The following is a 12,089-nucleotide window of genomic DNA, read 5'->3' as shown; positions in this document are numbered from 1 at the left end:
ATCGACACATGCAACCCACATCAAGCCAATATGTCCCGCATATCCCTCATGTCAATGTCTGATTCCCATCGCAACCGTATCGGGCTGGCGGCTGTGGTCGCGCTGGCGGCCGCACTGCTCGTCCCGCAGGCGAGCCGGGCCGACGAAGCCGCGAGTTATCCCCAGAAGCCGATTCGCATGATCGTGCCGTTCCCGGCTGGCGGTGGTTCGGATACCGTGGCACGCCTGATTGGCCATCAACTGACGGCGATGTGGGGTCAGCCGGTTGTGGTCGAGAACAAGCCCGGGGCCAGTGGCACGCTTGGCTTTACGGCCGCGGCAAAGGCGGGGCGTGACGGCTACACCTTGCTATTGGGCGCCACGCCCCTTGTTCAACTGCAGTCCGTTTACAAGAGCCTGCCATATGACACGTTCCGGGACTTCAGCCCGGTGGCGCGGGTGGCGCTTTCTGCTGACGTATTTGCTGTACCCGCCACGACAGGTATCAACAGCGCGCGGGAATTCATCGCTGCCGCGCGTGCCAACCCCGGGAAACTCAGCTACGGGTCCTATGGCAACGGGACATCTTCGCATATGCATGGCGAACTGCTGCGGATGCAGGGCGGGGTCGACCTGACCCACGTCGCTTACAAAGGTGGTATGCCTGCGATGCAGGATTTGTTGGGCGGGCAGGTCGGCGCTGCGTTTGTCGATGTGGCCAGCAGCCGCTCCAGCCTGGTATCCCCCAAGATCAAGGTACTGGCCGTGACGGGTGAGCGCAGATTGCAGCTGCTTCCCGATGTGCCTACGTTCACGGAGCTCGGCTTCCGCGACTTCGAGCCAAACGGCTGGTACGGCTTGTTCGTTCCCGCCGGGACCCCAAAGGCGGTCGTTGAGAAGCTCACTTCGGCGGTGATGAGCATTCTGAGCAAGCCTGAGACGTTGGCAATTACTCGTGGGCAAGGACTCGAGCCCGGCGCGCTCGCCCCGGACGAGTTCGCGAAGCTCATGCGACGCGATGCGCAGATCTGGAACCGGATTGCTACGAGCGCGCGGATTACTTTGGACTAAGCGACAGGCCTGGCGAGCGTCACTCTGGGCTGGTGAGGCGTACGGTAGTGGATGCGGCCATCGTGGATGGCTCCGCGCATATGTTGCAGCTGCTGCTTTCCACAACGAGGAAGGGCTACATTGATGGGGCCCCCCCTCGCAATATCCACGACAGTTCGCACTTCTATTCAACCTACCGGTGCGCTGATGGCAACTTCATTACTGTCGGGTCCATCGAGCCTCGGTTCTACGCGCTGTTGCTTGAGAAACTTGGCCTGAGCGAGGACGCGCGCTGCGCCTGTCAGTGGGACCGCGACGCCTGGCCCGATGTGCATCAGCATTTCGCGGAGCGGTTCGTCTCCAGAGGGCGCTTGGCCCTGACACTGAAATCCAGTTCGACGTATACCAGGCGCGCAGCGGGGGATGACTGGCTCAGACCGGACGATCGCCGATGACGGTGGCCCGCATCATATGCCGGACCGCCGGGAAATAGTCCTGTATGGCGTAGTGCTGGGTGGAGCGGTTATCCCAGAAGGCAATCGTGTTGCTCTGCCACTTCAGCCGCACCTGGTACTCGGGCGCGGCGGCCTGGCGGAAGAGGTACTGCAGCAGGTCCATTTCGGCCTGCCGGAAGTCGGAGCCGATGCGGTACGGCTGTTCCTTGGAAAAATTGGCGAGATGTGTCGTGAATCCTTCATTGACGAACAGGACCTTTTCGCCGGTTTCCGGATGCGTGCGTACCACGGGGTGGACAGTCGGCGGGTACTTCTTGCGCATGATCTCGTACCGCTCATCCGAAAGGCTCTGGCCAAAGGTGGGCATTGCATCGTGCACGGCCTGGAGCCGGGCGATGCGCGCTTTCACGTCTTCCGGCAGGTTGGCGTAGGCCGCCGCCATATTGACCCAGATGGTGTCGCCGCCCACCTCGGGCGTCTCCACGCAACGCAGCATCGATCCCATCGATGGGACCTCGCGCCACGATACATCGGAGTGGTACAGGTTCTCACGGCCGCGCTGCTCGCCGTCGCGGCCAAACACCACCAGCTCCGGGTGGTCCGGATGGTGGCCGATCATGGGATGGATTTCCAGTTCCCCGAAGCGCCGCGCCACGGCAACGTGCTGCGCTGGCGAGAGATCCTGGTCGCGGAAGAACAGGACCTTGAACTTCACCAGTGCGCGGCGCAGGGCTAAGTAAGTTGCATCGTCTAGCCGATTGCGCAGGTCGACGTCGCCGATCTCGGCGCCGATGGTCGGTGTTGTGCGCTTGACAGTGAAGGGCCAGTTCTCAGTGTCCGTCGCCTTCGTTGCAGCTGGCTGGGATTCAGGTGAGTTGGGTGCGGCAACATGGGTAACAGCAGTAACAGCGGATTGCATCTCGTGTCTCCTCTTTCTTGGGGCTGGCATCAGGCGCCACCGGGTCGGATTTGCGGCGGTTGCGCCGGCCGTTGAGTCCAGGCGGAGGCTCGGTGTAATAGGCACAGCCGGTCGAACCCGCGCAAACGACGATGTCGTCAAACATCGCCGCCGCCAGCTGCGCATTACCGTTTGCTGCCTTGTTGCTCAACGTGTCTCCATGACGGACGGTTTGTTTAGCGATACTTGAATCTTACTGGTTGAACATGATCACGGAACGCGCCAGTTCACCGCGGCGCAGCTCGTCGAACGCCTCGTTGATATTTGCCAGCTGCATGCGGCGCGAGATCAGTTCGTCCAGCTTGAGCTTGCCGGCCATATAGGCGTCGACCAGGCGCGGCATGTCCACCGGAAAGCGGTTGGAGCCCATCACCGAGCCCTGGATACGCTTTTCCGAGAGGAGCTCGCTGCCCTTGATCTCAATCTTCACGCCCGGTGGGAGCATGCCGATTACGATGGCGGTTCCGCCGCGGCGCAGCATGGCAAAGGCCTGCTCGGCGGTTTGCTTCAGGCCAATGGCCTCGAAGGCATAGTGCACGCCGCCGCGGGTCAGGGAGCGCACCGCCTCTACGGCGTCGGCGCTGCTGGCCTCAATCACATCGGTGGCGCCGAACTGGCGCGCCAGCTCCAGCTTGGCGGGTACCCGGTCGATCGCGATGATGCGCCCGGCGCCAGCCAGCGCCGCGCCATTGATGGTAGCCAGACCGATGCCGCCGCAGCCGATCACTGCCACGGTCTCGCCCGGGCGCACCTTGGCGGTATGGATGGCCGCACCCGCGCCGGTCATGACGGCGCAGCCGATCAGGGCCGCACGGTCCAGCGGCATGTCGCGCCGGATGGCCACCAGCGCGTGCTCATGGACCAGCATCTGTTCGGCAAAAGCAGACAGATTGACGAACTGGCTCATTGCAGCGCCCTGGGGAGCGCGCAGGCGCGGCTCTTCATCCTCGCGCCGGCGCGTGTCCGGCTCCACGCATAGCGACAGCCGCCCGCTCAGGCAGTGCTCGCAGTGGCCGCAATAGGCCGACAGGCAGGTGATGACGTGATCGCCAGGCTTGACCGTGCGCACATCGGAGCCCACTTGCTCGACCACACCGGCAGCCTCATGCCCCAGCACCACCGGCATGGGGTAAGGATAGGTGCCATCGACGAAATGCAGGTCGGAATGGCACACGCCCACCGCTGCGGTGCGCACCAGCACTTCGCGCGGGCCGGGCTTGGCGATGGTGACGTCCTCGATCACCAGCGGCGTTTTGGGTGCGTGCAGGACTGCGGCTTTCATATCTCTCTCCATTTCGAGGCCGTCACCGGAATCGTCTTGCAACGACCTCTGTTGCGCTTGGCCCCGTCCGGCCTGCCTTTGACCGGCTAGCGTGGATGTGGCCCTTTCGTATGTTCGGTAGATCAGGGTGGCGATTGCCTTCCTGGCCCTCTATTTCAGTGGCACACGCACCGGCCCGCCGATGCTGTTGAACAGCATGTCTCCGTTGGGGAAGAACTGGATCAGTGCGTAAGCACCGTTGCCGAGGTTGTCCTGCCCAAAGATGGTGCGGTGAACGGTCTTGCCCGTTGCCCAGTCCATGCCGGTCACTTCCCAGCCGTCCTTCTTTGTGTAGCCGTTGGCGAACACGATGCCGGACGGGCCACTCACGGTGGGCACCATGCTGGTGGATACGACATCATTGCGCTTCCAGACTGAGCGCCATGCATGCTTCTTCGGGTCCCATTCGAAGCGCTCGGCGCCGCGTGCCGGCTCCAGCACGGGGCCGCCGGCCACGACGTCCACCAGCCTGTCTTCCACGCCCTTGTCGCGGATATTGTTGACCACGAACGCGCCGTAGCCGCGTGCGACCACCGACTGTTCGCTCTGGATGAACTCAGGCAGCGGATATAGTCCACAGGTCACCGGAATCTGCCCGGCGACGCGATCGGATGTTGCGCCTGCCTGCCGTTTCCATCCGGCCGGAATCTGGTCACGCCAAAAAGCCACCAGCTTCATGTGGTCGGCGCCATCGGTGATCACAACCAGCTTGTCCGGATCGTCACCGAAGCCCATCAGCGTCGGCGTTGACCCCGTGCCGGTACCGAACTTGACGCTAGGCGGCTGCCGGTCGCTGATGTCGTACGGCGCGGACCAGGCGCCATCAGCCTCGTCTTCGGAGAGCCTGGACCCTGTCCACACGAGCTTGCGCATGAGCTTGTCGGACGCGACGTAGATGCCGTTCTTGTCGTCGATCGCAACAGCATTGGTGACGTACTCATCGTCATGGAGCCGGACCATGCCCAGGACCTTCTTCAGGCTGCGATCGACAATCCGTATGGAGCGCTGGGAGCCGACCACCAGATTGCCGTCATAGGTCATGTTCAGGTAGACACTATGTTCGCCTTTGCCGAGATCCTTCGCGAAATCAACCGTGTTGATAATCTTGATGCCCTTGGCGGGATCATTCTGGTCAACCAGGGCGAACGCCGTGATTGCAGCGAGGTTGGTGGAATAGAGGACACCATCGCTGCCGGCCACGGTATAAACGTTGGCGAAGATACGGCGCTGGTTCAGCCCGAGGTCCTGCTTGACAGCCTTCTCCACCTGTGCGACGTCGGTGAACCGCTGCGCGAGTACCTGGTCGAGTTGTCCGTCGGGCAGCACCTTGGCGCCCGGCAGCTTGATCCGCGCGACCTCGCGCCAGCCATTGCCGGAGGTCTCCATATAGGCCACGTCTCCGCTCGAGGCGGCCCACATATAGTTCGGCGACGTTGTGGCGAGCGTCATGATGTTGATCGGGCCAGACGAAACCCGCGGCATCTTGCGCAGGTCGACGTGGAACGTGCCACGCGGCACGGCATAAGGAAAGAGGTCGGACTGGGCAGGATCGAAATGGGTAACGGCGTACTTCTCAGCGGAGAGGTACGGGTTACGGGCCGGCCGGCTGTCGGCGGTGGCATGCGCGGCAAGGCTGATGGCTACGCTGGTTGTGGCTGCCGTCATCAGCAATGGCCGGATGTATCTTTTTGAGATTTTCATAGGATGAAAAACGTTTGTACTTCAATCTGCGGTGCTGGCAGGATTCGTGCGCATTGATCAGGCCTCGCCGTTACTGCGCGCAACCCATCACTGACTTGTATTCCAGGTATTCGGCCAACCCATAGACACCATGCTCGCGGCCGTTGCCGGAAGTCTTATAGCCGCCAAATGGCACGTTGAGGTCCATGCCGGCGCCGTTGATCTGGACCATGCCGGCCTGCAGGCTGGCCGCCACCCGCTGGGCGCGTGCCAGGTCGGCAGACCAGACATTGGCCGCCAGCCCGTAATCGCTGTCATTGGCGATGGCGATGGCCTCCTCCTCGGTGTCGTAGACGATCATCGCAAGGACCGGTCCGAAGATCTCTTCGCGCGCTATCTTCATATCGTTGCGCACATCCGCGAACACGGTGGGACGTACGTAGTAGCCATGGGTTAGCCCTTCAGGGCGCCCCGGACCGCCTGCCACAACCCGGGCACCCTCTTCGATGCCGACGCCGATCATGCGTTGCACCTTCTCAAACTGCGCGCGGTTCGCGACAGGGCCGAGTTTGCTCGACGCCAGCGACGGATCGCCTACGGTCAGTGCGGTGGCGGTGGCCGTAGCGATGGCTACCGCCTGCTCATACAGCGGTCGCGGCACCAGCATCCGTGTGGGCGCGGCACACGTCTGGCCTGAATTGAACATGCAACTGAGCACGCCATTCGAAACGGCCTTTTGCAGATCCGCGTCGTCAAGGATCACGTTGGGCGACTTCCCGCCCAGCTCCTGCGTGACCCGCTTGACGGTCGGAGCAGCGGTAATGGCAACATCCACACCGGCACGCGTGGAGCCTGTGATCGACACCATGTCGACGCCGGGATGGCGGGACAGCGAGGCACCCACGGTTTTTCCCTCGCCATAGAGCATGTTGAATACGCCCGCCGGTACGCCGGCCTCATGCACGATCTCGGCGAAGATACGCGCGTCCAGCGGCGAAAGCTCGGATGGCTTGAGTACCACGGTGCAGCCCGCCGCGAGCGCGGCCCCGACCTTGCTGGCGATCACGCCGACCGGCCAGTTCCACGGCGTAATCAGCGCCGCCACGCCGATGGGCTCACGCTGTACCCGCGTGGTGCCGCGTGTCGTGACAAATTCTGTTTCCTGCAGGGCGGCGATGGCCGCCTGGATCTGCCCGAGCCCCAACCCGGCCTGGCGTGTCTTGGCGAACCACAGCGGCGCACCCATCTCGGCGCTGATTGCCTCGCCAATCGCGTCCATGCGTGCGCGGTATAGCTCGGCAATACGGGAGAGCAGGGCGAGGCGTTCCTCGCGGCTCGAACGCGACCATGCCGGGAGCGCCACCCGCGCAGCGCGCACCGCGCGCTCAACGTCATCGCTGTGTCCCATGGCCAACGTGCCGATAATGGCTTCCGTCGCAGGATTGACGATGTCGGCGACGGTGCCACCGGGCGCGGGCTCGACCCATTGGCCGCCAATGTAGAAGGTATTGAGATGATGCACGGCTACAGTCTCCGGAAACATGAATTGCCGGCCATTCGAAAGCCGGACGTAGGTGATGCGGAGCACCGCCTTGGCGGCGCGGATGTTGATCGCAAGCACTTGATTCAAGGCAGCCGCCGGTCGCGTGACGCCATTAAGGCGTCCGCGCTCGGCAGCACGATGCAACTAGAATCAGATGAGGAGCTGGCGCGCGTCGAATCGAAACTTGATGGCGCCGAGGGGAAGCGGCCGGCGGCTGGCTTACGCCACCCCGCGCCCTTGCTGCTCCCAATAGGGCTTGCGCAGGTCGTTCTTGAGAATTTTTCCCACGCTGGAAAGCGGAAGCGCTTCCCGGAATTCCACGCTGCGTGGGCATTTGTAGCCGGCTATGCGTTCACGGCAGTGCGCCTGGATGTCTTCCGCAGTTGCGCTCGCGCCTGGCTTGAGAACGATCACGGCGTGCACCGACTCGCCCCATTTTTCGCTGGGCACGCCAATTACCGCGCACTGCCCGACAGCCGGCTGGCTGGCGATGGCATTTTCCACTTCAGCGGAGTAGATGTTCTCGCCGCCGCTGACGATCATGTCCTTGATGCGGTCCACCACATAGATGAGCCCTTCCTCGTCCATGTAGCCACCGTCACCCGTATGCATCCAGCCGCCGCGCACTGCCTGCGCCGTGGCCTCGGGCTGGTTCCAGTAGCCCAGCATGACATTGCCGCCGCGCACGGCGATTTCGCCGACGGTGCCGCGCGGTACCTCCCGGTCGAACTCGTCGACGATCTTGACCTCAACGCACAGATGCGGCCTGCCCGCCGCACGCATCTTGCCGCTCACGAAAGCTCCTTCGGTGTGATACTCAGGTCCGAGCACGGTTGCGAGCGGAGCTAGCTCGGTCATGCCGTAACCTTGGGCGAACTCCGCCTCTGGGAAAGTCTGCTGCGCTTGCCGCAGCAAGGTCTGGGAGATGGGTGACGCGCCGTAGCCGATCAGCTTCAGTGAGGACATGTCCAACCGGGCGGCTTCGCCAGGATGTTGCTTGAGCCAGTCCAGCAGCATCTGGAGCATGGTCGGGGCCAGCGTGATCTGTGTTACGCGATCGCGCGAAATGGCTTCCAGCGTGGCCTGCGGGGTGAACGCCGGAATCACCACGTGGGTGCCTCCACTGAGGAATAGTGCGCATACCGCGGCGAAATTGGCCAGGTGGAACATCGGCATGGCATGCAGGAAGGCCGCATCCGCGCCACAGCGGCCAGTCATCAACTGTGCCATTGCCGAGATGCCAAGATTGTTGTGGCTTAGCATGACGCCCTTGGGAAAACCCGTGGTGCCGCCTGTATAGAAGATGCCGGCCAGGTCGTCGCCGTGTCTCCAGGCATCTTCGATGGGCTCGGCAGCCCCGATGAGTTGCTCGTAGCTGAGCATGCCTGCGGGCGTCTCGTCGTCACCGGTGTAGATAAGATGCCGTACTGTTCCCGCCTCATTGGCAAGCTTAGTTCCGAGTGCCTTGAACGTATCGTCGACAATCAGGATCAGGCTGGCGGAGTCATTCAGCGCGTACAGGATCTCAGCGGAACTCCAGCGGATATTGACGGGGTTGAGAACGCCTCCGGCCCACGGCACGGCCATGTCGTATTCGAGATAGCGCGCCGAATTGATCGACAGCATTGCCACGCGCTCGCCGTCCTTTACGCCGAGCCCTCTCAATGCACCCGCGAGTCTTGCGACGCGATCGGAGAGTTGTGCAAAAGTCAGGGCCTTGCCCTGAAAGTGAACTGCAACGTCGTTCGGTCGCTGTTGTGCCGAACGGTGCAGGCCTTGCGTCATATACATGCTTGTCTCCGTTGCCCCGGCGCTTGCTGCGGCATCACGCAGCCGACCGGAGTCTTGACGTTATCGATACGATACGCGGAGGCGCTAGTAGCGGCCTCGCGGATGCAAAAGAGTATGTCGTAGGCACCACCGGCTGAACCACCCCAAATCGGGGGGTGACCGATCTACGCCGCACCATGCAGGATGCCTTCGCGTGCCGCTGACCGTGGTGCGCCCAATGAGGCGCCAGCATACCGGGCAGCTGCCGCTGCTCCGGCTTTCGCGATGAAGGCTGCCGCCACGCATGGTGGAAACCCCCCAAGGCTTCCTTCCACGGTGCTCGGACAATCCATATTAAAGCGTGGTGGCATGAGATGCCCACTCCTAAAGGAGTGCTTCGGAGGGGGGCACGAGAGCGGAACCAGGGGGCGGCGGCAGCGGACCCGTTCCTCTTCACCTTGCGCACGCAATTAGCGCAGCGGGCATCAGTGCTGTGCCGGCGCGTCAGACGAGAATGCCAGAGACATAACCCGTATGGAACCATCACCGTCCCCCGTTGCCGTCAAGCATGCTACGCCCCGCCTCGGCAGGCGCACCATCCCGCGCAATCGCCTGATCACGCGTCTCGTGCAGGAGCAGCACCGAAAGCTGGCGCTTATCACCGGGAGCGCGGGATTCGGCAAGACCATGCTGATGGCGCAGTGGCGCCGGGAACTCGTCAAGTCGGGTGCGGACGTGGTGTGGCTGTCGCTTGCTCTCGATGACAACGCGCTGCCCCGGTTCTGTGCTACCTTGCACGCCGCGTTGCAACGGGCAGGCCTGTTGCCCGATGGGGATCAGGCAATGCCCGGCGCGTCGGAGCGTGCCCCTCATGACGTGGCGCGGATCCTTGTCAACGCATTGGCGCGCAGCCAGAGGGAGTTGTACCTGCTGATCGACGATGTGCATCACATCACGGACGCCGCCACCATCGCCCTGATGCAGGCATTGGTCGATGCCACTTTGCCCAGCCTGCATCTGACGCTGGCTTCCCGCGCCGCGTCTCCGTTGCTGCTCGGGCGGCTGCGCGCTATGGGCGAGTTGACAGAGGTTCGCAGCGCGGAGCTTTTGTTCGATTTCCAGGATGCGCTTTCCTTCCTGAGGGTCCACCTGGATCCGAAGGTCGATCTCGATACCGCCAAGCGCATTCATGACCTGACCGACGGCTGGGCCATCGGCTTGCAACTGGTATCGATCTCGCTAAAGGCAAGTCCCCGCGCTCGCTGGCGGCCGCGTTCGCTGGGCCCAAAGAGCGTAGATCTCGCGGCTTATTTGTCCGAGGACGTGATTGCGGATTTGCCGCCAGATCTGTTCGCCTTCCTGCTGCGTGTCTCGGTGCTGCGCCGCTTCAGTCCGGAGGTGGCGGCATATGTCACCGAGTTTGCGCGGGCGGCCGAGATGATCGCGGCAATCGATGCGCGTAATCTCTTCCTGCTGCCGGTGGACACGAAGGACCAGTATCACTGGTACCGGTTCCACCCATTGTTCGCGGAGTACCTGAGCAAGCGCCTGGAGCAGGATGGGGTGAACGTGCGCGGTCTGCACTGCCGCGCGGCCCAATGGTTTGCGCAGCATGGTGCGCTGGCGGAGGCCATGCACCATGCGTTATTGGGTGACGCCTTCGAGCCGGTGGTGCAACTGCTGGAGGGCTCCACGCCGCCATTGAGCAGCATCATCCAGCTCGGCGCCTTCCTGCGTTGGGTGGATCGCGTGCCGCCAGAACGGCTCTCGCACCATCCCCGTCTCGCAATGCTGGCCGCCTGGGCCTGTGTCATGACCGGTCGTGCGTCCAAGGCAGGGAAGTGGATCGCTGCGTTTGAATCGGCCGGGGCTGCAACGGAGGATCCGCCGCAAATCGGCTTGCTGAAGGCCATGCTCGCTGTGCAGCATGACGACGTGGAAGGTGCGCATATCCTCCTGCGCTCGCTCGAGGAGACGCGACTCGGCCATCCCTTGGCGCAGCATTTGCGTGTTGCCCTGACCATCCGCTGCTTGAGCGCCGAGGGACGCCATGCACAAGCCCGTCGCCTCTACAACGGTCCGGCGGCTCGCGCCACCCGCATCGCATCTGCCGAGCTGGCGCTGATTGCCGCCGCCGCCATGGCCGGCGGTTGCCTGCTGGAAGGAAAGCCAGATGAGGCCGAGCGGATCAGCGCAAGTGCGCTCGAGCAGGCGGAAGCACGCTACGGCCGCCGCTCGGTCAGCGCTTGCATGTGCGCGGCTGTGCTGGCCGACACGCTATATGAGCTGGATCGGCTCGATGGTGCGCGCGAGCTGCTGGCAAACCGCCTTGACATGCTGCGCATTTCGTCCCCTGACATCATGCTTCGTGTGGCACTGTGTCACGCCAGGCTGCTGCTGGCGGACGGCATGCGAGGCCAGGCCGTGAACTATCTTGTCGAGCAAGAGGCGCATCTGCGCAACCTCGGCATCGATCGTTGCGCGGCGCATCTGGTAGCTGAGCAGTTGCGCATTGCGCTCGGAGATGGCGACCTGCGCCATGCTGAATGCCTGCAGGCTTCGCTTGACGATTTTGCGCAGTGCCATGCGGGTACCAGCCCGCGCGATGCCGAGATCGGCATGCTCGCGGCAGGCTCGCGTGCCCGTCTTGCGCTGGCCCGGCACCAGCCGAAGAAGGCGCTGCAAGCGCTGGCGACGGTGCGTGGCACCGCTGCGCAGTACGGCAGGGGTGCGTTCCTGGTGAGTGCCGATTTGCTTGAGGCAAGGGCGCTGGAAGAGCTGGGACGCGAGTCCGAGGCAACCAAATACCTGCGCGCGGCGCTCGCCGCGGGATACCGTCTGGGGCTGGTGCGGACCGTCATGGATGAAGGGACAAGGACGGTGGCCATGCTGCAGCGCCTGGCCAGCGGCTGCGGCGATGCAATGTGCTCTTACCTTACCCGGCTGACCGGGGCGGGGACCGGCGTTGCGCCAGATGGCGCTCAGGCCGCCAGGGATGCGCCGACTTCGCCAGTGCCAGCCACGGCGGCCGAGTGCTCCGTGCTGACCCGGCGCGAGCAGGAGATCGTGGCGTTGCTGGAGCAGGCCATGTCAAACAAACGGATTGCGCTCACGCTGAACATCAGCGTCCAGACCGTCAAGTGGAACCTCAGGATGATCTTCAACAAGCTCGATGTTTCGAGCCGCTACGAGGCCTTCGTTGCCGCGCGCAAGCTGGGCCTTGGTGCCGATCATGGCTGAAGGGCCCGGTCGCATCCGGTGTGGATGGTTGCGGCGACCCACCCTTCGCGAGTGGGTTGATGCCCACACCGTTGGCCTATGCTCTAGCCGTTC

At 63.3% G+C, this 12,089-nt stretch carries 8 protein-coding genes; 3 read left to right on the top strand and 5 right to left on the bottom strand.

Translation table 11 applies throughout. The features are described 5' to 3' along the window. Nucleotides 1-54 precede the first annotated feature (54 nt). Both ACZY0R_RS39515 and ACZY0R_RS39510 read left to right on the top strand, forming a co-directional pair. The gene (locus ACZY0R_RS39515; protein ID WP_488867314.1) at nt 55-1,050 is read left to right on the top strand and encodes a Bug family tripartite tricarboxylate transporter substrate binding protein; all 996 of its coding nucleotides are present in this window, start codon (nt 55-57) and stop codon (nt 1,048-1,050) included. Nucleotides 1,051-1,097: 47 nt separating this feature from the next. Beyond that, nucleotides 1,098-1,484 (top strand): CoA transferase, encoded by a 387-nt coding sequence (locus tag ACZY0R_RS39510; protein WP_488866784.1) that lies wholly within the window; start codon nt 1,098-1,100, stop codon nt 1,482-1,484. Here the strand turns inward: ACZY0R_RS39510 and ACZY0R_RS39505 are convergent. From ACZY0R_RS39505 to ACZY0R_RS39485, 5 genes are all read right to left on the bottom strand, one after another. Then, complete coding sequence (locus tag ACZY0R_RS39505; RefSeq protein ID WP_488866782.1) at nt 1,462-2,403, bottom strand: TauD/TfdA dioxygenase family protein; 942 nt, start codon at nt 2,401-2,403, stop codon at nt 1,462-1,464. The two genes, ACZY0R_RS39510 and ACZY0R_RS39505, sit on opposite strands and share 23 nt — an antisense overlap. Before the next feature lie 232 nt (nt 2,404-2,635). Next, nucleotides 2,636-3,724 (bottom strand): Zn-dependent alcohol dehydrogenase, encoded by a 1,089-nt coding sequence (locus ACZY0R_RS39500; protein WP_488866780.1) that lies wholly within the window; start codon nt 3,722-3,724, stop codon nt 2,636-2,638. 150 nt (nt 3,725-3,874) lie between these two features. After that, nucleotides 3,875-5,428 (bottom strand): hypothetical protein, encoded by a 1,554-nt coding sequence (locus ACZY0R_RS39495; RefSeq protein ID WP_488866778.1) that lies wholly within the window; start codon nt 5,426-5,428, stop codon nt 3,875-3,877. 106 nt (nt 5,429-5,534) lie between these two features. Beyond that, nucleotides 5,535-6,965, bottom strand: a complete 1,431-nt coding sequence (locus tag ACZY0R_RS39490) for an aldehyde dehydrogenase family protein (protein WP_488867312.1) — start codon at nt 6,963-6,965, stop codon at nt 5,535-5,537. 240 nt (nt 6,966-7,205) lie between these two features. After that, nucleotides 7,206-8,777: a long-chain-fatty-acid--CoA ligase gene (locus ACZY0R_RS39485; RefSeq protein WP_488866776.1), complete on the bottom strand. Its 1,572-nt coding sequence runs from the start codon at nt 8,775-8,777 to the stop codon at nt 7,206-7,208. Between the two features lie 513 nt (nt 8,778-9,290). Between ACZY0R_RS39485 and ACZY0R_RS39480 the strand changes: the two genes are divergently transcribed. Further along, a complete protein-coding gene (locus ACZY0R_RS39480) occupies nt 9,291-11,996 on the top strand; it encodes a winged helix-turn-helix domain-containing protein (protein WP_488866774.1) in 2,706 nt (901 codons plus the stop codon). The last annotated feature ends 93 nt before the right edge of the window (nt 11,997-12,089 follow it).

Source organism: Cupriavidus sp. F041, assembly GCF_057814235.1.
The sequence above is the reverse complement of the archived record's forward strand: the minus strand, read 5'-3'. Positions and strand labels throughout refer to the sequence as shown.